This is a genomic window from Pseudomonas sp. P8_229, assembly GCF_034008635.1.
Lineage (GTDB): Bacteria > Pseudomonadota > Gammaproteobacteria > Pseudomonadales > Pseudomonadaceae > Aquipseudomonas.
The window spans coordinates 5760203-5780083 of the sequence record NZ_CP125378.1; the positions used below are offsets into that span (position 1 = coordinate 5760203).

General features: G+C 60.5%; 15 protein-coding genes and 2 riboswitches. Of the genes, 10 read left to right on the forward strand and 5 right to left on the reverse strand.

The genetic code is table 11. The annotated features are described in order from the left end of the window. The first annotated feature begins 24 nt into the window (after nucleotides 1–24). The gene (gene nfuA / locus QMK55_RS25940) at nucleotides 25–609 is read left to right on the forward strand and encodes a Fe-S biogenesis protein NfuA (RefSeq protein ID WP_003225494.1); all 585 of its coding nucleotides are present in this window, start codon (nucleotides 25–27) and stop codon (nucleotides 607–609) included. Between the two features lie 188 nt (nucleotides 610–797). On the opposite strand, the gene cobM is transcribed toward nfuA, so the two are convergent. The 4 genes from cobM to QMK55_RS25960 all read right to left on the reverse strand — a co-directional run bounded on the left by cobM (nucleotide 798) and on the right by QMK55_RS25960 (nucleotide 2946). Next, complete coding sequence (gene cobM / locus QMK55_RS25945) at nucleotides 798–1544, reverse strand: precorrin-4 C(11)-methyltransferase (RefSeq protein WP_320328086.1); 747 nt, start codon at nucleotides 1542–1544, stop codon at nucleotides 798–800. Between the two features lie 81 nt (nucleotides 1545–1625). After that, on the reverse strand, nucleotides 1626–2039 hold the full coding sequence (locus QMK55_RS25950; RefSeq protein ID WP_320328087.1) for a cobalamin biosynthesis protein: 414 nt from the start codon (nucleotides 2037–2039) through the stop codon (nucleotides 1626–1628). After that, nucleotides 2036–2737, reverse strand: coding sequence for a CbtA family protein (locus QMK55_RS25955; protein ID WP_320328088.1), 702 nt, complete (start codon nucleotides 2735–2737; stop codon nucleotides 2036–2038). Before QMK55_RS25955 ends, QMK55_RS25950 begins: the two co-directional genes overlap by 4 nt. 11 nt (nucleotides 2738–2748) lie before the next feature. Next, entirely contained in the window at nucleotides 2749–2946 is a 198-nt protein-coding gene (locus QMK55_RS25960; RefSeq protein ID WP_003225486.1) for a CbtB domain-containing protein, read from the reverse strand. Between the two features lie 121 nt (nucleotides 2947–3067). Next, nucleotides 3068–3290: riboswitch (cobalamin riboswitch) on the reverse strand. Nucleotides 3291–4248: 958 nt separating this feature from the next. After that, a riboswitch (cobalamin riboswitch) is annotated at nucleotides 4249–4461 on the forward strand. 97 nt (nucleotides 4462–4558) lie between these two features. Between QMK55_RS25960 and cobW the strand changes: the two genes are divergently transcribed. The 7 genes from cobW to QMK55_RS25995 all read left to right on the forward strand — a co-directional run bounded on the left by cobW (nucleotide 4559) and on the right by QMK55_RS25995 (nucleotide 17824). Further along, nucleotides 4559–5629: a cobalamin biosynthesis protein CobW gene (cobW, locus tag QMK55_RS25965; RefSeq protein ID WP_102355349.1), complete on the forward strand. Its 1071-nt coding sequence runs from the start codon at nucleotides 4559–4561 to the stop codon at nucleotides 5627–5629. Nucleotides 5630–5632: 3 nt separating this feature from the next. Beyond that, nucleotides 5633–9481 (forward strand): cobaltochelatase subunit CobN, encoded by a 3849-nt coding sequence (gene cobN, locus QMK55_RS25970; RefSeq protein ID WP_320328089.1) that lies wholly within the window; start codon nucleotides 5633–5635, stop codon nucleotides 9479–9481. A 161-nt stretch (nucleotides 9482–9642) separates the two neighbouring features. Further along, complete coding sequence (locus tag QMK55_RS25975) at nucleotides 9643–10641, forward strand: ATP-binding protein (protein WP_320328090.1); 999 nt, start codon at nucleotides 9643–9645, stop codon at nucleotides 10639–10641. Next, nucleotides 10626–11300 carry a vWA domain-containing protein gene (locus QMK55_RS25980; protein ID WP_413787279.1) on the forward strand — a complete coding sequence of 225 codons (675 nt, stop codon included), beginning with the start codon at nucleotides 10626–10628 and terminating at the stop codon, nucleotides 11298–11300. The genes QMK55_RS25975 and QMK55_RS25980 overlap by 16 nt, the downstream gene beginning before the upstream one ends. Nucleotides 11301–11472: 172 nt before the next feature. Continuing rightward, nucleotides 11473–13119, forward strand: a complete 1647-nt coding sequence (locus QMK55_RS25985) for a phospholipase D-like domain-containing protein (protein WP_102355353.1) — start codon at nucleotides 11473–11475, stop codon at nucleotides 13117–13119. Nucleotides 13120–13189: 70 nt separating this feature from the next. Further along, nucleotides 13190–15718 (forward strand): P-loop NTPase fold protein, encoded by a 2529-nt coding sequence (locus tag QMK55_RS25990; RefSeq protein WP_320328092.1) that lies wholly within the window; start codon nucleotides 13190–13192, stop codon nucleotides 15716–15718. Nucleotides 15719–16264: 546 nt separating this feature from the next. Continuing rightward, nucleotides 16265–17824, forward strand: coding sequence for a TerC family protein (locus QMK55_RS25995; RefSeq protein WP_320328093.1), 1560 nt, complete (start codon nucleotides 16265–16267; stop codon nucleotides 17822–17824). A gap of 40 nt (nucleotides 17825–17864) precedes the next feature. Here the strand turns inward: QMK55_RS25995 and QMK55_RS26000 are convergent, their stop codons facing one another. Then, on the reverse strand, nucleotides 17865–18308 hold the full coding sequence (locus QMK55_RS26000) for a thioredoxin family protein (protein ID WP_320328094.1): 444 nt from the start codon (nucleotides 18306–18308) through the stop codon (nucleotides 17865–17867). Between the two features lie 237 nt (nucleotides 18309–18545). Between QMK55_RS26000 and QMK55_RS26005 the strand changes: the two genes are divergently transcribed. Both QMK55_RS26005 and QMK55_RS26010 read left to right on the forward strand, forming a co-directional pair. After that, the gene (locus QMK55_RS26005; RefSeq protein ID WP_320328095.1) at nucleotides 18546–18749 is read left to right on the forward strand and encodes a plasmid stabilization protein; all 204 of its coding nucleotides are present in this window, start codon (nucleotides 18546–18548) and stop codon (nucleotides 18747–18749) included. 275 nt (nucleotides 18750–19024) lie between these two features. After that, nucleotides 19025–19873, forward strand: a complete 849-nt coding sequence (locus tag QMK55_RS26010) for a transporter substrate-binding domain-containing protein (protein ID WP_102355357.1) — start codon at nucleotides 19025–19027, stop codon at nucleotides 19871–19873. The last annotated feature ends 8 nt before the right edge of the window (nucleotides 19874–19881 follow it).

Consider the following 19881-nt stretch of genomic DNA (forward strand, 5'->3'; position numbering starts at 1 on the left):
CGCCCAAGCCTGCGAGGAGTTTCCATGACCGCTATTACCATTACCGACGCCGCCCACGATTACCTGGCCGATCTGCTCTCCAAGCAGAACACCCCGGGCATCGGCATCCGCGTCTTCATTACCCAGCCTGGCACCCAGTACGCCGAAACCTGCATTGCCTACTGCAAGCCGGGCGAAGAAAAACCTGAAGATACCGCGCTGGGGCTGAAAAGCTTCACCGCCTATATCGACTCGTTCAGCGAAGCGTTCCTTGACGATGCCGTCGTCGACTACGCCACCGACCGCATGGGTGGTCAACTGACCATCAAGGCGCCAAACGCCAAAGTGCCGATGGTCAACGCCGACAGCCCGGTCAACGAGCGCATCAACTATTACCTGCAAACCGAGATCAACCCGGGGCTGGCCAGCCACGGCGGTCAGGTCAGTCTGATCGATGTGGTCGAGGACGGCATTGCCGTGCTGCAGTTCGGTGGCGGTTGCCAGGGCTGCGGCCAGGCCGACGTGACCCTGAAGGAAGGTATCGAGCGCACCTTGCTTGAGCGAATTCCGGAACTCAAGGGTGTACGTGACGTGACCGACCACACGCAGAAAGAAAACGCCTACTACTAAGGCGTTCGCTGCGGACATGAAAAACGGCGCCCCGTGAGCGCCGTTTTTTTATGCCGCCGTACTTTGTAGTGAGGGGATTTATCCCCGATGAACTGCGTAGCAGTTCCATTTTTTGGGCTGCTTCGCACCCCATCGGGGATAAATCCCCTCGCCAAAGGTTTTGTACCCAGTCACAAAAGTCATCTGACTCAGGGCCTGTAGAGATGCGCATGCCCCGCGCGATACAGCGATGATTCGCTGAACACCTCACTGCCCAACACCCGTCCAACCAGAATCAACGCCGTGCGCCGAAACCCCTTGGCCTCCACCTTCACGGCTATATCCTCCAGTGTTCCCACCACCCAGTCCTGATCCGGCCACGTCGCCCGGTGAATCACCGCAATCGGGCAATCGGCGCCGTAATGCGGCAGCAGTTCGGCGATGATTTTCTCCAGGTGATTGACTCCCAGATGAATCGCCATGGTCGCGCCGTGCTGCGCCAGATTGCCGAGTTCTTCGCCTGCGGGCATCGCGGTCTTGTCGGCGTAGCGGGTCAGGATCACGCTTTGCGACACGTCGGGCAGGGTCAGTTCTGCACCGAGCAATGCCGCGCAGGCGGCCGTAGCGGTGACGCCGGGGATGATCTCGAACGGAATGTTCAGCTCACGCAGATAGCGAATCTGCTCGCCAATCGCGCCATACAGGCTCGGATCACCCGAATGCACCCGCGCCACATCCTGCCCCTTGGCGTGGGCGGATTTGATCAATTCGATGATCTGCTCCAGGTGCAATTCGGCGCTGTTGACCACGGTTTCGGCCTGATGCCCCTCCAGCACAGCGGCCGGAACGAGCGAGCCTGCGTAGATGATCAGCGGACAGCTGCGAATCAGCCGCTGGCCTTTGACAGTGATCAGTTCCGGGTCGCCGGGGCCGGCGCCGATGAAGTAGACGGTCATGAAGACATCCTGTGAAAAACGGGGCAGGGCAAGGCTTCAGATGAAGATTGCTCATGATCAAAGAGGGGGATTATCGGGATTTTACGCGGAGCCGGCCAATGCCAACGTGGCCTGGGCGTATTTTTGCCGGGAAATCAGCAGTTTTGCCGGTGCCTGAATCAGTTGTTCAGCGAGGGCCAACGCGGCACTTTCCGCCACGCCGTAACAACCGGTGCGCTCGTAGGCGATCTGTGAGTGATGACTCAGGCGTTGCTGATAACTGGCCAGTTCTTCACTGCTGAAATACAACAGCGGCAGTGCCAGTTGGGCCGCGAGTTCCTGTAAACCCGGTTCATCGCGCTTCAAGTCGATACTGGCCAGGGCCTTGACCGCTGCCAGCTCAATGCGATGCGCCTGCAAGACCTGGTCAAGTAACGCGCGCAGCGTACTGGCCGGGCAGCCGCGCTGGCAGCCCAGGCCGACCACGAAGGTCGGCGCTGCGCCGTCATTGGTCATGCCTGGTAAAGGCCATCGCTTTTGCGGCGGAACAACCAGGCGCTGATCAGGCCCAGGGCCAGCCAGAACGCCACGTTGGTCAACTGCGAAGCGATTTTGAACTGCGCTTCCAACGCTTGCGGGGCGAGCATCGAATGCACCTCCGGTTGCGGAGCGCCGATCACGTGTGGCACGGCCAGGATCGCCACGCCCAGCAGCTTCATCAGCCAGTGACGGCTGAACACGATCAGGGCCAGGCCGACAGCGGTAGAGGCGGCTGTGCCGATCCACCACATCTGCCGTGAAGCCAGATCGGCCGCAGCGGTGCCCGGCAGTTCCGGCGGCAGGCCCAGGGTTGGGGCGAGGACGAAGGTCGCATAACCGGCCAGCCCCCAGAGCAGGCCCTGCGAGGTTTTGGTCGGTGCACGCAGGGTGTACAGGCCCGCGAGCATCAGGGCGAAACCGACCGCCACCACCAGATTACCGCCGGTGGTCGAGACCACACGCTGCCAGCCGTCTTCCGGCTCCCAGGCTTGTGCGTCGTGGGTGTGGCCGGCCATGGCACCTTCGGCATGTTCATGAGCGGCGACGGGTTCGGCTTTCTCGAAGGTTTCCGCTTGCAGAATCAGCGGCGAGACCCAGAAGCTTTGCAGCAGGGTGAGGAGCATGGCGGCCAGCAGGCCGGTAAAACCTGCGGTTTGCGCAATACGCTTGATCATGTCGGCAGGTCTCAGTGGCACGGGAACGCGGCGCTGTGGCGGGTATCGTGCGCGGCGTTGTGCACCGCTTCGATGTGCGAGAAACCGGCGAAGTAGACGAGGCTGGCCCCCAGGATCGAGGCGAAGATCGCCGCGGTCAGGCGTTGGCTCAACGTGGCGGTGCTGGAGATTTTGTCGGTGTTGCTGCCGGTGCTGCTGATGATCGACATGGCGCTTCCCTCTGGAGTGTCAGCAGGTGAATAGAGCGCATGAAGACCCCTGCGAGTCGGGCACGCAGAGGTTCGAACAGCGCCCGCCCACCGCGGGTTTGTTATGTTCAGCGACGCACAATGCGCACTGTATGTTGCGGGCCGGTCTCCGGGCTCACGAGGGGTTGGCGTCAGGCCGACCTGCAAGCATCACCTTCCCATGCCGCACTGGCACAGTGGATCTGACGCTTCGCTCGCTTACCGTTGCGGGGGCAGCACCGGACTGACATGGCTTTGAGTAAAGCACATGATTCACCGGTTTCCCGTTTCACCCTGTGAAGGGCACCCGTAACAAGTTGTGTAGGAGACCATGGGTTGGGGAATTTAGTCAATTTTGTGGGTGGATCCGGTGCTGCGGTAACGGCCGCTTAGGGTTCCGCCCTTACGGCGGGTCACTTTTTCCAGACGCCGAAAAAGTAACCAAAAAGGCTTTACCCTGACGTTCGGCCCTCGCTGTGGCTCGGGTTCCTTCGCTCCGGGATTGATCCGTGGGGCATCGCCTCCGGTTTGCTTCGCTGCACCTCCTCTCGATGTGTTTGGCTACGCCAAACGGTCGCTGCGCTCCCACCCCCGGATCAATCCCTCCACTCAGCCTGCCGACGGGCCTTGAGATCAAAAGCTTTACTCGAGCTAACGCTCATCGTGTTGAGTGGGGCGGCTTCGCCGCATGGGTGTGCACGAATTAAAATTGTGGGAGCTGGCCTGCCAGCGATGGCGGCCTGACAGCCGACCAATCTTTAACTGAGCACACCCGATCCCACTGTGGGAGCGGCGGTGCGACGATTCGACTTGCTCGCGAAAGCGGTCTGCCAGCCAATTAACTCCAACTGAACACACCCAATCCCCTGTAGAAACTGCCGAAGGCTGTGGTCTTTTGATCTGGATCTGGATCTGGATCTGGATCTGGATCTGGATCTGGCTTTTGATGTTGCCTTTGATCTCAAAGCCCCATCGGCAGGCCGAGCGAAGGTGTCCATCAGGGGGTAGGCGCGCAGCGCCATGCGGCGTAGCCAAACACATCGAGAGGAGGTGCAGCGAAGCAAACCGTAGGCGATGCCCCCTGATGGACGCCGTAGCGAGGGAACACTGAGCCTCAGCGAAGTGCCGTACGCCGGGGCAAGACTTTTTGGTTACTTTTGACTGGGCCGGCATTCCGGGCGTTTGTCAAAAGTGACCCGCCGTAGGGGCGGAACCATTAGAGGGCCGTTACCGCAACAACGGATATGCCCCCAATCCAAACATTGACCGGTCACCACCCGATGCGTAGCCTTGCGCTTTCGAGGTTCTTCGGCCCACGCCGAAGCTAAGAAGGGAACGCGGTCAAAGCCGCGGCTGCCCCCGCAACTGTGAACGGTGATGTTCGCTGCCACGCCACTGCCAGCCCTGCCAAGGTGCCAGCGGGAAGGCGCAGCAAACGCCAGGCCCAGCGCCTGAACACCGTCAGCCAGGAGACCTGCCTCGTGACAGATTTCTCACTACAACCGGGCGGGGTGATCCGGTGGCGAATTCTTCCGCGCACACGCTCGCAGCGGATCTCGTCCCGTATGCCCGCCACCTTGCCAAAGGGCATCCGATGAAAACACTGGCCAAACTCCCCGTCACCATCGTCACCGGTTTCCTCGGCTCGGGCAAAACCACCTTGCTGCGGCACATGCTCGACAACGCACAGGGCCGCCGTATCGCGGTGATCGTCAACGAGTTTGGCGAGCTGGGCATCGACGGTGAAATCCTCAAACAATGCACCATCGGCTGCACCGAAGAAGAGGCCACCGGCCGCGTTTACGAGCTGGCCAACGGCTGCCTGTGCTGCACCGTTCAGGAAGAATTCTTCCCGGTGATGCGCGAACTGGTCGCCCGTCGCGGTGATCTCGATCACATCCTGATCGAGACTTCCGGTCTGGCCCTGCCAAAACCGCTGGTTCAGGCTTTCCAGTGGCCGGAAATCCGTAGCGCCTGCACCGTCGACGCGGTGATCACCGTGGTCGACAGCCCGGCCGTAGCCGCCGGCACCTTCGCTGCGTTCCCGGATCAGGTCGACGCCCAGCGCAAACTCGACCCGAACCTGGATCACGAGTCGCCGCTGCACGAACTGTTCGCTGACCAACTGGCCAGCGCCGATCTGGTGATCCTCAACAAGGCCGACCAGACCAGCCCGGAAGATCTGGCTCGTGTACGCGCTGAAGTCGCCGAAGAACTGCCGCCAGCAGTAAAAATCATCGAAGCCAGCAACGGCCGTCTGCCGCTGGACGTGCTGATCGGCCTCGGTGCCGGCTCTGAAGAACACATCGACAGCCGTCACAGTCATCACGATCACCACCACGACGGTGATGACGACCACGATGACCACGATCACGACGCCTTCGATTCGATCTCCATCGAACTGCCGCAAGCCGACGAAAGTCTGTTGCTCGACGCGCTGACGCAACTGGTGGTCCAGCACGGCATCCTGCGCGTGAAGGGCTTCGCGGCGATTCCGAACAAGCCGATGCGTCTGTTGATCCAGGGCGTGGGCACGCGTTTCGACAAACACTTCGACCGTCAGTGGGGCGCCGATGAAGCGCGTGTCACCCGTCTGGTGCTGATCGGTCAGGAGCTCGACGCCGTGCAACTCGAAGCGCAACTGCGCGCCGCGCTCAGCGTTTAAGCCATGCACCTGCTCAGGACCCAGCCCGGCGGTTTCGTGTCGGATGACAACATTGCCGACCTTGGACAAACCCCCGCCGAGCTGGTGATCCTGTGCAGCGGCGACTCCAGCCTGGCGCTGCTCGCCGAAGCCGCGCAGCAGCTGCCCGAGGATTACCCGAGCCTGCGCCTGGCCAATCCCATGCAGGTGCAGAATCACGCCTCAGTCGATCTGTACGTCGACGAAGTGCTGCGTCACGCCAAGGTGATCCTGATTTCGTTGCACGGCGGCATCGCCTATTGGCGTTATGGCGTCGAGCGTTTGGTGGAGTTGTCCGAGCGCGGTGTGCAGGTGATTCTGGTGCCGGGCGATGATCGTCCCGACCCGGAACTCAGCGACTTGAGCACCGTGCCCGCCGAAGATCGCGACCGCCTCTGGCAGTTCCTGCGTCAGGGCGGCATGGGCAATGCGCTGGACTTCTTCTATTGTCTGGCCAACCGCTGGCTGGCACGGGACTACGCCTGGGGCGAGCCGCAAGCGCTGCCGCGCACGGCGATTTACCACCCACAGAAAAACACCGCCGCACTGAGCGACTGGCAAGCCGAATGGCTGCCCGATCGACCGGTCGCGGCGGTGTTGTTCTACCGCTCGCATTTGCAGGCAGCCAACACCGCGTTCATCGATGTGTTCTGCCAGCGCTTGCAGGCAACGGGGCTCAATCCGCTACCTATCGCGGTCGCCAGCCTGAAAGAGCCGGGTTGCCTGAGCGTGGTCGAGAATTGGCTGGACGCGGTCGAAGCGGCGGTGATTCTCAACACCACCGGGTTCGCTCAATCCAGCCCGGAAGCCCCGCATCTGCGGCCGTTCCGGCGCAATATTGCGGTGATCCAGGCGATCTGCGCCCAGGACAACGAGCCGGGTTGGCGCGACAGCGAGCAAGGTCTCGGCCCGCGCGATCTGGCGATGCACATCGCCTTGCCGGAACTCGATGGACGCATCATCAGCCGGCCGATCAGCTTCAAGGATCTGGCCTGGCGCAGCGAGCGCAGTCAGTCCGACGTGGTCTGCTACCGGGCGCAACCCGAGCGCATGGATTTCGTCGCCGAACTGGCCCGGCGCTGGAGTGATCTGGCGCGGCTGCCGAATGCGCAAAAACGCATCGCGCTGATTCTCGCCAATTACCCGACCCGCGACGGTCGCATCGGCAATGGCGTCGGCCTCGACACGCCGGCGGCGGCGTTGAATATCTTGCGGGCGTTGCAGGCTGAAGGTTTTCCGCTGACGGCACCGCTGCCGGACAGCGGCACCGCGTTGATCCAGCAATTGCTCGGCGGCGTCAGCAATGATCTCGACAGCATCGACCTGCGTCCGTGCCAGCAAAGCTTGGGGATGGACGCTTATCTGGCGATGTTCAATGCGCTGCCCGAAGCCAATCGGACCGCCGTGGCGGAGCGCTGGGGCGCGCCGCAGAACGACCCGATGTGCCGCGACGGGCGGATGATGATCGCCGGTCTGCGCTTTGGCCTGACCTTCGTCGGTATTCAACCGGCACGCGGTTATCAGGTTGATCCGAGTGCGGTGTATCACGACCCGGATCTGGTGCCGCCCCACGGCTATCTGGCGTTCTATTTCTGGCTGCGCAACACCTACGGAGCGCACGCGGTGGTTCACGTCGGCAAGCACGGCAACCTCGAATGGCTGCCGGGCAAGGGCGTCGGCCTCTCGGAACACTGCTGGCCGGACGCGCTGCTCGGGCCGCTGCCGAACATCTATCCGTTTATCGTCAATGACCCGGGCGAGGGCGCCCAGGCCAAACGGCGCACGCAAGCGGTGATCATCGACCACCTGATGCCGCCGCTGACCCGCGCCGAAACCTACGGCCCGCTGCGCAATCTGGAACTGCTGGCCGACGAATATTACGAAGCCCAGTTGCTCGACCCACGCCGCGCCCGCGAGCTGCAGCGCGACATCCTGCAACTGGTGCGCGAGACGCAGATCGACCGCGAACTGCAGCTCGACGCCGGCCTGGACAGCGACGCCGACGCAGCGATCTGGCTGCCGCGTCTGGACACCTATCTGTGTGATCTGAAGGAATCGCAGATTCGCGACGGCCTGCACATTTTCGGCGAATCGCCGACCGGGCGTTTGCGCATCGACACGCTGCTGGCGTTGCTGCGCATTCCGCGTGGCGATGGCAAGGGCGCGCAGTCGAGTTTGTTGCGGGCGTTGGCCAAAGCCTTTGAGCTGGGGTTTGATCCGCTGGATTGCGCGTTGTCTGATCCGTGGCTCGGCCCGCGTCCGCAGGAGCTACAAGCCGTCAGCGACGAAATCTGGCGCACCGCCGGCGATACCCGCGAACGCCTCGAGCTGTTCGCCACTCAACTGATCGCCCTGACACTCCACGACCCCTGTAGGAGTGAGCCTGCTCGCGATGGCGTCAAGTCAGGCCATTCAGTGTTGAATGACACACTGCTATCGCGAGCAGGCTCACTCCTACAGGGACCGCGTTGGGTGGAAGTCAGTGCGATCATTGAGCACCTGCGCGAAGTCGTCGCCCCGCGCCTCGACGCCTGCGGCCCTGCCGAAATGCGCGGCCTGCTCGATGCCCTGAACGGCCGCTTCGTGCCCGCCGGCCCAAGCGGCGCCCCCAGCCGTGGTCGTCTCGACGTGCTGCCCACCGGGCGCAACTTCTACTCGGTGGACGTGCGCAACCTGCCGACCACCACCGCGTGGCGCATTGGTTTCCAGTCCGCCACGCTGATTCTCGAGCGGCATCTGCAAGATCACGGCGATCACCTGCGTCAGCTCGGCCTGTCGGTGTGGGGCACGGCGACCATGCGCACCGGCGGTGACGACATCGCCCAGGCCATGGCCTTGATGGGCGTGCGTCCGGTGTGGGCCACCGGCAGTCAGCGGGTCGATGACTTCGAGATCCTGCCGCTGAGCCTGCTGGACCGGCCACGGGTCGATGTCACGCTGCGGGTCTCCGGGTTCTTCCGCGATGCCTTTGCCAACCTGATCCGCCTGTTCGACGCCGCCGTGCAAGCGGTGGCGGCGCTGGACGAACCGGACGATCTCAATCCGCTGGCGGCGAAAGTGCGCGCCGAGCGCGAGGCTCTGCTGCAATCGGGATTGGATGAAGACGCGGCGCGGCGGCAGGCCGGTTGGCGGATCTTCGGGGCCAAACCCGGAGCGTACGGAGCGGGCGTGCAGGGCGCCATCGACGGGCGCCTGTGGCAGAGTCGCGAGGATCTGGCCGAGGTCTATCTGAACTGGGGCGCCTACGCTTACGGCGGTGCGGACGAGGGCACCGCTGCCCGCGAACAGTTCGTTCAGCGCCTGAGCCAGGTGCAAGCGGTGTTGCAGAATCAGGACAACCGCGAGCATGACTTGCTCGACTCCAACGACTACTACCAGTTCCAGGGCGGCATGCTCGCGGCGGTGGAAACCCTGCGCGGAGAGGCGGCGGCCAGTTATCACGGCGATCACAGCCAGCCGGATCTGCCGAAAATCCGCACCCTGAAAGAGGAACTGAACCGGGTGATCCGCTCGCGCGCGGCCAATCCGAAATGGATCGACGGGGTCAAACGTCACGGCTATAAAGGCGCGTTCGAACTGGCGGCGACGGTCGACAACCTGTTCGCCTTCGATGCCACCACGCAACTGATCGACGATCATCAGTATGCGTTGCTGGCCGACGCTTATTTGCTCGACCCGGCGACCCGCGACTTTGTCCGCGAGCACAATCCGCATGCCCTGCGCGACATGACCGAGCGCATGCTGGAAGCGCAACAGCGCGGAATGTGGCAGGAGCCCGGCGTGTATAAAGAGGCCCTCGAAAACCTGCTGCTGGACATAGAAGAAGACACTTAACGCGGTTCCCCTGTGGGAGCGGGCTTGCTCGCGAAAGCGGTGTATCAGTGAAAGGTATATCGACTGACACGACGCCTTCGCGAGCAAGCCCGCTCCCACAGGGGATCAGGTTAGCTCCCAACGTTTTTCGATAGATCACCGACCATGACTGAGTATTGAAGATGACCGACACCCCGCATTTCCCGCTCTCCGCCGTGGTCGGTGCCGATGACCTGAAACTCGCTCTGTGCCTCACCGCCATCGACCCGAAAATCGGTGGCGTGCTGATTGAAGGCCCGCGTGGCATGGCCAAGTCGACCCTGGCCCGTGGCCTCGCCGACCTGCTGGCAAGCGGTCAGTTTGTCACGCTGCCGCTGGGCGCCACTGAAGAGCGTCTGATCGGCACCCTCGATCTCGACGCCGCGCTGAGTGAAGGGCGTGCGCAGTTTTCCCCCGGCGTGCTGGCCAAGGCCGACGGCGGTGTGCTGTACGTCGACGAAGTGAACCTGCTGCCCGATCATCTGGTGGATCTGCTGCTCGATGTGGCGGCCAGCGGCACCAACCTGATTGAGCGCGACGGTATTTCTCATCGGCATTCGGCGCGATTCGTGTTGATCGGCACGATGAACCCGGAAGAGGGCGAACTGCGTCCGCAACTGCTTGACCGTTTCGGCCTGAACGTCGCCCTCAGCGGTCACACCGCGCCGGCTGAACGCGGGCAGATCATCCGCCGCCGACTGGATTTTGACAGCGAACCGCAGGCGTTCTGCGCGCTGTGGGAAACACAGCAGCAAGCCCTGCGTGAGCGTTGCGAGCGGGCGCGTAATGCCTTGCCGAGCATTCCACTGGACGACGAGGCCTTGGCACTGATCACGGAGCGTTGCTTTGCCGCCGGCGTCGATGGCTTGCGTGCCGATCTGGTCTGGCTGCGCGCTGCCCGGGCCCATGCGGCGTGGCGCGGCGCCGAAGCGATTGCCGAGCAAGACATCGACGCCGTGGCGGAATTCGCGCTGCGTCATCGCCGTCGTGAATCGCCTTCGTCCAGCCCTCGGCCACCCGCGCAGAACTCGGCCAATACCCAGGCCGAACCGAGCGAAGGGCAGGGGCAGTGGGGTGATATGCCCGCTCCGGCGCTGGCTACTGGCGCACGCCGCGAAGTGCCGAGCTGGCCAAAAAAGTAACTGGCATTCGTCCCCGATCCGACGCGGGGGCGAATGCCAGACCCCGCGCCGGACGACTCGACCACGGACGCCAGGGCCAGCGCCACGCCGCGCGCAGCGGCTCAGTGAACTGGCCGGGTACGCTGCTCAACGGTCAACCTCGAACACGGGAAGATTTGCAGTTCCAACTGCGCACGCGCTCCGCCCATGAGCTGTGGCTGGTAATTGTCGACGCGTCGGCCTCGACTCGTCGTCATCAGGCGCTGAGCGATGCCAAAGGCTTGCTCGCGCAATTGTTCGATGACGCCTATCGACAGCGCGCCCGTCTGGCATTACTGACTGCCAGCGGCAGCGCGCCGAAATGGCAGGTGCAGGGCTTGAAGGCGTCGAGCGGGTTGCGCTCTTGGCTGGAGGCGCTGGGGGCGAGCGGCGGCACGCCGTTGCTGGCGGCGTTGGCGCAGGCGCAGCAGTGGCTGGTGCAGCGACAAAAGCGCTTTCCCGTCGAGCAGCAGCGATTGCTGGTGGTCACGGACGGGCGCTTGAAAGCCTTGCCAGCGTTGCCGCCGTTGGGGTGTCCGGGGTTGTTGATCGACATCGAGCGTGGGCCGATCCGCCTGGCTCGAGCGCAGCAAATTGCGGCGGCGCTGAATGCGCAGTATCGGCATATCGATGATCTGTGATGCCTGAAAGGGCCTCTTCGCGAGCAGGCTCGCTCCCACAAGGTTGGTGAACAGCGCTTCCCCTGTGGGAGCGAGCCTGCTCGCGAAAAGGTTCACTCGGTTGCAGATCTGCCGACCACAATTCGCAGCGCTGCTCTATGCTCCACTCCAGCCCAATCACAAGGAGTGAATCATGCGGGTACTGGTTGCCAACCCTCAGGACGATTTTCGCGTCAAAGCCTACGCCGGCACCAACGGCGTGTTGCTCGCCATGGATCTGGCCGAACCCCGACGCAAAGGCCTGCTCGGTTTCGCCATCGAGAAGCAGCAGGGCGACAAGCCCTGGCTCTTTCTGTTCAACAGCCTGACATTTCCCGGCAAGACTCACACCTTCCCCCAATATCACGCCACGCCCAGCGATAAGGCACCGTTGCAGAAATTCCGCTGGGCCGATTACGCGGTCAATCCGGGCACGACGATGCACTATCGCGTGCACCTGGCCTATGGCACGGCGGACGCGCCGCAGCTGGGCGAAACGCTGGAGCTGAGCATCACTTCCGATGACGGCCACCCGGCCAACCAGAGCGTGATCTTCAACCGCGCCGTGGCCGCCAGCCAGGCCTTTCAGCGCAAGTTTCCCGACCTCGACGCACAGATCAGCGCCAACAAGAACCTGCCCATCGAAGCCTGGCCCGACGCGGCGCGCCTGTGGCTGGAGAACGGCCTGCTGGAGCGTTTGCTGGGGTACATCGAGCGTGCGGTGGACGCTCAGTGGGCGCTGGATATCGCGATCTACGAGTATCAGTTGCAGGCGATCATCGATGCGGTGAACGCCGCGTTCGCCCGAGGAGTGCAAGTGCGCGTGCTGTATCACGCCCAACCGGGAGACCCCGATACGACCCTGAACGAAACCAACCTGGCGAAATTGCCAGCGGCGAACAAGCGCGGCCGGGTCACCCACGAGATCTTCCATGACAAGTTCATTGTCCTCAGCCGTGTCGATGGCGCCGGGCAGCGTCAGCCGCAAGCGGTGCTGTGCGGCAGCACCAATTTCACCGCCAATGGCGTGTATCGTCAGGCCAACGTGGTGCATACCCTCGACGACGTGACGATTGCCACGCGTTATCTGCAAACGTTCGAAGAGGTCTGGGCGAACCCCGCGGACGTCGGCGCCACGCGCACCTGGATTACTGAACACAATCCGATGGACCCCACGCAACCGCTGTTCGCCGGGTTCTCGCCACGCAGCGGCGGGGCCGATCTGCGCGAGTTCGTCGAGATCATCGAGGCAGCCAAAAAGGATGTGCTGTTCGTCACGGCGTTCAGCTTGCCGGACGCGATTCTCAACGCGCTGCTCGGCAAGCCCCATGACGATATCCTGCGCTACGGCCTGCAAAACACCGCCAGCAGCATCACGGGTTTTCACGCCGACCGTACGGCCGAATTCGCCGCCACGGCTTTGCTCAACACCGGGCTGGAAGGCTGGTTGAAGGAAAACATGAAAGGCCAGAAGGGCAACCTGCTGGTGCACACCAAAGCCGTGATTACCGACTTCACCACAGACGCGCCGACCATCATCAGCGGCAGCCACAACCTCAGCACCTCGGCCAGCAATGGCAATGACGAGAACTTCCTGATCATTCGTGGCGACACTGACCTGGCCGACCGCTATGGTCTGGAATTGCTGCGGTTCTACGAGCATTACCGCTTTCGCTATTTCGCGAAAAAACTGGAGCTGAAGCAGGTGAGTCCGCTGGCGGTGGATGACAGCTGGACCAACGATTACTACGTCGAGGGGGATTTGCGGCAGTTGTCGCGGTTGCGTTTTGCCGGGCGCTAGTGAGATTCAGGTAGGTCGGTCGTACCCTCAAGTCTGTTTTTTACATTGGTCATACGAGCCGGAGTGCGTCATGGACAGAACGGAAAATGAATTTGAAAAGCGGGACGTCAGCACGGGTATTCCGGTGAACTCACCAGCCTCACAGACGATGGAGGAACTCTTGCAACCAGAGCGTCCGCAGCCTGAAAGTCTGGAACAGCAGACTAGCAAATCACGTAAAAACGCTTCGAAGAGAACCGGCACAAAACCCACAGGTCCTCTACCGAGCGTGCAAGATCTGGACACGTTAAAAGCGGCAGAGCTGGCGAGAGCCTTTGAGGCGGGCCAGGTGAAAAGAGCTGCAACTTCCATCGCTATCACCCAAAACGATGACCCGTGGGCAGCTGATCTCGATGATCGTCTGGGTGCCAACGATGAAGCGAAAGCCTTTGCGCGCCTGGCCGTTGCCAAGGATTTCACGCCACCGCTGGCAATCGGATTATTTGGCAACTGGGGCAGCGGCAAGTCATTTTTCATGCGTTTGATCTATCAGCACATTGAGCGTCTGAGCGAGGGCAAGGCAAGTCCTCAGGCTCCCGAGGCCGGCTCAAAGGCTTTTCACACCGATGTTGTGCAGATTCGCTTCAATGCTTGGCATTACGCGGAAACCAATCTGTGGGCCAGTCTGGTCAGTCACTTGTTTACTGAACTGGATCGCTGGTACACAAAGCACAATCCCCAAGCGCCTGACCCACTGCTGGAGCATCTGTCGACTTCGCGAATGTTGACGCTGGATGCCGCTCAGGAACTGGTTCGCCGTCGCCGCGACCAGCGTGCTGCTTCGGAGCAGTTGCTCAAGGCCCGTAACGAACTGGAGGTGGCTCAAGCGAATACGGCCAGATCGCCCTCGGTCTATCTTGCTGCGGTGAGCAAGGTGCTCGGCGCCAACAATGATGATAAAGAAATTCAAGACGCGAAAGTTGAATTAGAGAACGCTGCAAAGGTACTCGGGATCGATGTCCTGGCCAAGGGTGGGAAGGGCTTTCAAGACGTATCCAACGCGCTTTACGACGAGGCCGGGAAGGCAAAGTTGTTGGCTGGAGGATATAAGAATCAACTGCTGGACTGGTGGAGCGTAGGCATCTTCGCGCTGGTCATTCTGGCGTTGCCCTGGATCGCGACAGAAGGGATGGCGTTACTGAAAAGGCAATTACCTTTTCTGGAAAACCTGCACGAAAGTCTGACGTTGTTGAGTTGTGTAGTCGTAGCCGTGACCGCGCGCTTGCGCTGGGTCTGGGGGAAGGTTCACGGCGCGTTGACTCATCTGGAAGCGGGAAAGGAGGCTCTGGATAAAGTCATCAGGCAACGCCTCGCAGGGCAGGAAAAAACACTCGATGAGGCCCAGCAACACCTGGCACGGATGAATGCTGATGTTGATGAGGCCAAGGCTCTGGTTCAGGCCACCAGCGAACATTTGGCGCATGCGACTCACGACTTTTCTCAAGGCACCGGTGCCGGACGCTTGAAGAAGTTCGTGAGAGCCCGGGCGACCGATGGCGACTACGCGCAACATCTCGGGCTGATTGCCACGGTGCGAAAGGACTTTGAAGAGCTGGCCTTCAATGTGGCCGAGGGGGGCAGCCTCAAGGCGTCGGTCGAAGCCGAACGAGCGGCATTCAAGGCGAAAATGGACAAGTTTCTGGATGACAACAAGTCGCTGTTGGATGATGAGGACAGACAGAAGCTCAATGCTGCGGCGACGCACGAGCCTGTCGAAGTCCAATCCTTCAAACGTATTGCGTTGTACATCGACGATCTGGATCGCTGCCCGCCGGATAAGGTCGTCGAGGTCTTGCAAGCTGTGCATTTACTGCTGACCTTTCCGTTGTTTGTAGTGTTGGTAGCTGTGGATGTTCGGTGGGTACGCAAGGCACTGCTCCAGCATTATCCGAATTTGATGGCAGGGGCTGGCGAACAGCTGGAGACGGCCTCGGTCTCTGACTATCTGGAGAAGATCTTCCAGATTCCTTATTGGATGCGCCCGATGGACAGTGCTTCGAGTGAACAGTTTTTGCAGAGCCAGTTGGACAGGATAAAAGGCAGCGGGTCTGCCAGTATCGTCCTGCCAACGCCGGGCCAGCCGCCCGTGGTCGTTCCTGAAAGCGCTGAAGAGGTTCCGACGGAAACGTTGAACATGACTCTGGCTGAGTCAGAAGCACTGCAAAAACTTGCTCCATACATAGGTTCCTCACCGCGTCGCGCACTTCGTTTTTTGAATGTCTATCGAGTGATCAAAGCCAGCCACAAATCAGAAGATCTGAAGGCGCTTGAAGAGAGTGAATACAAAGCGCTGCTCACGTTATTGGCTATTTCGATGGCGACACCACGTTATTTCTCGAATCTGCTCCAGAACCTCATGAGGAGGTCAGATGGTATCGAAATGAGCGAGATAGGTACGCTGGTCAACCTCCAGTCCACCAATGTAAACGTCGCGGAATACGACCGCTTTGAGGCTATTGTGGCGGTCTATGTCGACCTGAATTTGAAAGAGAAGAGCAACCCGAAACATCGGGTAAAAAAATACGCTGCAATTATCCAGCGCTACTCCTTTGAAGGCTGACACGCGGGGTATCAACCCATTACTGCAATCCATCGTCACGGATCATGAGTAGAGAGCATGCATCACTCCTCGATACTGGCGAGTACGGCGACTGATGTACATCTGATCCAGACCCGGTGTGCAGGTCGCCGAAATTTTCGGTTGGCTTCCACGGTCGATGGCTTGTTCGTTGAGCCATCCGCCCCCCTGAAGCGCATCACTTGCTTGATCTCGCTTTCGCTCAGTGAGCGCTGGTCGACTAGCGATGATTAGGTCTGAACGCCGTATTTCTCCAACTAATACAGATTTTGAAATGATTTCTCTCTGGGGGAGCAGGTACTTCAGCCTGTACGCTCCAAGGCCATTTTTCATTCAGGATTTGCATGAACACCCTTTCGGAGCCTCCCAGTCGTACCTTCTCCTCGCGCCATGGCGCGGTCTTGACGCATTCGCAGCATCCGGTCTTCCGACTCCCGACTATCGTTGTCAACGCGGCTCCAGAGCCTTCGCGTTGCGCTTTGCCGTGTCCGGCAGCCTGAATTCACTGAAGAGAGATCGAGACATTTTATGGAGTGGTTAGCGGATCCCACGGCCTGGTTAGGCTTGTTGACCTTGATTGTGCTGGAACTGGTGCTGGGTATCGACAACCTGGTGTTCATCGCGATCCTGGCGGACAAACTGCCGCCGCATCAACGCGATCGTGCGCGCATCATCGGCCTGTCGCTGGCTTTGATCATGCGCCTGGGCCTGTTGGCGAGTATTTCCTGGCTGGTGACCCTCACGCAGCCGTTGTTCGAGGTGTTCGGCAAGAGCTTCTCCGGCCGTGACCTGATCATGCTGTTCGGTGGTGTGTTCCTGTTGTTCAAGGCCACCATGGAACTGCACGAACGGCTTGAAGGGCATGTCGGCCAGCGCTCGACCAACGCTGCTTACGCATTGTTCTGGCCGATCGTGGCGCAGATCGTGGTCCTCGACGCGGTGTTCTCGCTGGACGCGGTCATCACCGCAGTCGGCATGGTTGATGAACTGGCGGTGATGATGATCGCGGTGATCATTTCCATCGGCCTGATGATCGTGGCCAGCAAGCCGCTGACCCGCTTCGTCAACGCGCACCCGACGGTGATCATGCTGTGTCTGGGCTTCCTGATGATGATCGGTTTCGCCCTGACGGCCGAAGGCCTGGGCTTCCATATCCCGAAAGGCTATCTCTACGCGGCCATTGGTTTCTCGATCCTGATCGAGGTGTTCAACCAGATCGCCCGCGCTCGTCGCAAACGCTCGATGCAAGGCCTGCGGCCAATGCGTGAGCGCACGGCCCACGCGGTGATGCGTCTGCTGGGTGGGCGCAAGCTGGAGGCGGAGGAGGTGGGCGAGGAGATTTCCGATTTGCTGGACGATGGCGAAGCGCCAAGTGCGGAGCTGTTCGACCGTCGTGAGCGCGTAATGATCAGCGGCGTGTTGCAACTGGCCGAGCGGCCGATCCGGAACCTGATGACCGTACGTGCCGACGTCGACACCATCGATCTGGCCGACGACGCCGAAACGATTCGCACGCGCCTGATGCATTCTTCCTACTCGCGTTTGCCGCTGATTCGCAACGGTGCGGTGGATGAACCGCTGGGCTTCGTGCACAAGAAGGAGCTGCTCAAGGAGTACCTCGCCGGTACCGAGCCAAATCTGGAGCACCTGGCGCGCAAGACCATCAACCTGCTCGACAGCTACTCGATCCTCAATGCGCTGGAGCAGATGCGCGCGGCGTCGACCCACATTGCTTTCGTGGTCAACGAGTTCGGTGACTTTGTCGGCGTGCTGACCATGACCGACATTCTCGAATCGATCGCTGGCGAGTTGCCGGATGCCAGCGAAATCGAAGGCCCGGACGTGATCGAAGAGCAGGGTGGGTATGTGGTCAACGGCGCATTGAACCTGACGCGTGTTCGCCAGCGCACGGGGTTTGGTGCCGAGCCGACCGAGGACTATCAGACCTTGGCCGGGCTGGTGATGAGCCTGCTGGATCGCTTGCCGATAATTGGCGATCGGCTGCAGTACGAAGGCTGGCAGATGACCGTCAAAGCCGTTGAGGAGCGGCGGGTGACGCGGGTGTTGCTGGTGCGTAATACCGCTTAAATACGGTTCTCCCCTGTGGAGCTGCTGCGTGCCGCACCTCCTACATGGATATTGAGCGGTGTCGAAGTGACTGCGCACGGGGGATGGTGCAAAGATTACACAAGGTGCGACGAAGCCAGCCCAAGTCATGTCGTGGTTTTTGCTGCACCACTGGTGCCTTGGTCCTGCCAATATGCCGGGCAAAGTCCGCCGCCAGTGTCTCCTCCGTGCCAATCCCCTTGAGTTTTTTCACCAGCCTGCCGTCCTGGTAGAACAGCACCGTCGGCGTGCCGGTGACCAGCGGATGGCGCGGCGACTCACTGGTGTTAAGCATGTAGATATTGGCGCGATGCCGGTACGGCTCGGCAATCTGACGAAAAATCGGCCCGGCGAACTCGCAGGCGGGGCAATGTTCATTGGCGAAATACAGGATCACCGGGCGCCAGGTTTTCAGGGCTTTGCGGTAGACCGGGGCCAGATTGGAAATGGTATTGGCAGCGCTCATTGAGAACTCCTTTTCAACGACCTCGAAGGTTCGATGACGTTAAAGGAGGGTGCAGACCGGGTCTACTGTCAGAAATTACAGGTGGTCCGTGGATTCACGAGATTTTTCCCACTTTTATGAAAGACCGACCCGACACGAAACCCGGAAATGTGGAGTGTCGGGACGTGATACCTTTTTTGACTCATCCCAAAGCGGAGGTGGGACATCGTTCTTTATGTCGTAGCGAGTATTTCTGAATTGAAACGAAATCCCATTGCCACCGTCGCCACTGGTGACAGTGAACCTGTTGTAGTCCTTCATCGAATCGAGCCTGTTTTCTATTGCGCGCCTGAAAAGGAGTATGAAGCGATGATGGATAACCTGAAGGATCAGGAGCTGATCACGCTTTGTGAGGAGCGAGAAAATGATCACTTTTTTAAGGTTTCGCTAGATGACCTATGAGACAAACCCGAACTTCAATCGCATTGCACCGAATCCGCACATCCGTGCTCCAACTGGGAACCTGCTACTCGCGATCTGTAGCCTAAGGTAGCGCAGCCCGTCAGTACCTCCACGTAACACCATTCCTCGCATTTCCCGCATCCCTTTGATTCCAAAAACATTTCAACCCGTTACAGATTCCCCGCGATTCCTGTGGCACACTTTCTGCTGTCTATTCCGCAGTAACAAACCGTGTTCCGGTATAGCGGAATAAACACAATTCTGGAGTGCTTGCCATGCATCGCCGTCCTTCGTTGTTCAAAGCGTGTGTTTTTGTTCTTGCGGCTTCGTCCGCTGCCATGGGCATGGCCCAGGCAGCCGACAGCAAGCTCGACAGTGTTCTGGCCCGTGGGAAGCTGATTGTGGGCACTGGCAGCACCAATGCGCCGTGGCACTTTCAGGGTGCGGACGGCAAGTTGCAGGGCTTTGATATCGACATCGCCAGGATGGTGGCCAAGGGATTGTTCAATGACCCGAACAAAGTCGAGTTCGTGGTGCAGTCGTCCGATGCGCGGATTCCCAATCTGCTGACCGACAAGGTCGACATGAGCTGCCAGTTCATCACCGTCACCGCCAGCCGTGCGCAGCAAGTGGCGTTCACCTTGCCGTACTACCGCGAAGGTGTCGGCCTGCTGCTGCCGGCCAACAGCAAGTACAAGGAAATCGAAGACCTGCAGGCTGCTGGCGACAGCGTCACCGTGGCCGTGCTGCAGAATGTCTACGCCGAAGAACTGGTGCATCAGGCGCTGCCCAAGGCCAAGGTCGATCAGTACGACAGCGTCGACCTGATGTATCAGGCGGTGAACTCCGGCCGCGCCGATACCGCTGCCACTGATCAGTCGTCGGTCAAGTACCTGATGGTGCAGAACCCTGGCCGCTATCGCAGCCCGACCTACGCCTGGAGCCCGCAGACCTATGCCTGCGCAGTCAAACGCGGCGATCAGGACTGGCTGAACTTCGTCAACACCACCCTGCATGAGGCGATGACCGGCGTCGAGTTCCCGACCTACGCGGCCTCGTTCAAGCAATGGTTCGGTGTCGATCTGCCGTCGCCGGCGATCGGTTTCCCTGTCGAATTCAAATGATCCCGTGA

Excerpts from the sequence above, each read along its gene's own strand:
- nfuA (WP_003225494.1), top strand. The coding sequence starts at position 25 with ATGACCGCTATTACCATTACCGACGCCGCCCACGATTACCTGGCCGAT.
- cobM (WP_320328086.1), bottom strand. The coding sequence starts at position 1,544 with ATGACCGTCTACTTCATCGGCGCCGGCCCCGGCGACCCGGAACTGATC.
- QMK55_RS25950 (WP_320328087.1), bottom strand. The coding sequence starts at position 2,039 with ATGACCAATGACGGCGCAGCGCCGACCTTCGTGGTCGGCCTGGGCTGC.
- QMK55_RS25955 (WP_320328088.1), bottom strand. The coding sequence starts at position 2,737 with ATGATCAAGCGTATTGCGCAAACCGCAGGTTTTACCGGCCTGCTGGCC.
- QMK55_RS25960 (WP_003225486.1), bottom strand. The coding sequence starts at position 2,946 with ATGTCGATCATCAGCAGCACCGGCAGCAACACCGACAAAATCTCCAGC.
- cobW (WP_102355349.1), top strand. The coding sequence starts at position 4,559 with ATGAAAACACTGGCCAAACTCCCCGTCACCATCGTCACCGGTTTCCTC.
- cobN (WP_320328089.1), top strand. The coding sequence starts at position 5,633 with ATGCACCTGCTCAGGACCCAGCCCGGCGGTTTCGTGTCGGATGACAAC.
- QMK55_RS25975 (WP_320328090.1), top strand. The coding sequence starts at position 9,643 with ATGACCGACACCCCGCATTTCCCGCTCTCCGCCGTGGTCGGTGCCGAT.
- QMK55_RS25985 (WP_102355353.1), top strand. The coding sequence starts at position 11,473 with ATGCGGGTACTGGTTGCCAACCCTCAGGACGATTTTCGCGTCAAAGCC.
- QMK55_RS25990 (WP_320328092.1), top strand. The coding sequence starts at position 13,190 with ATGGACAGAACGGAAAATGAATTTGAAAAGCGGGACGTCAGCACGGGT.
- QMK55_RS25995 (WP_320328093.1), top strand. The coding sequence starts at position 16,265 with ATGGAGTGGTTAGCGGATCCCACGGCCTGGTTAGGCTTGTTGACCTTG.
- QMK55_RS26000 (WP_320328094.1), bottom strand. The coding sequence starts at position 18,308 with ATGAGCGCTGCCAATACCATTTCCAATCTGGCCCCGGTCTACCGCAAA.
- QMK55_RS26010 (WP_102355357.1), top strand. The coding sequence starts at position 19,025 with ATGCATCGCCGTCCTTCGTTGTTCAAAGCGTGTGTTTTTGTTCTTGCG.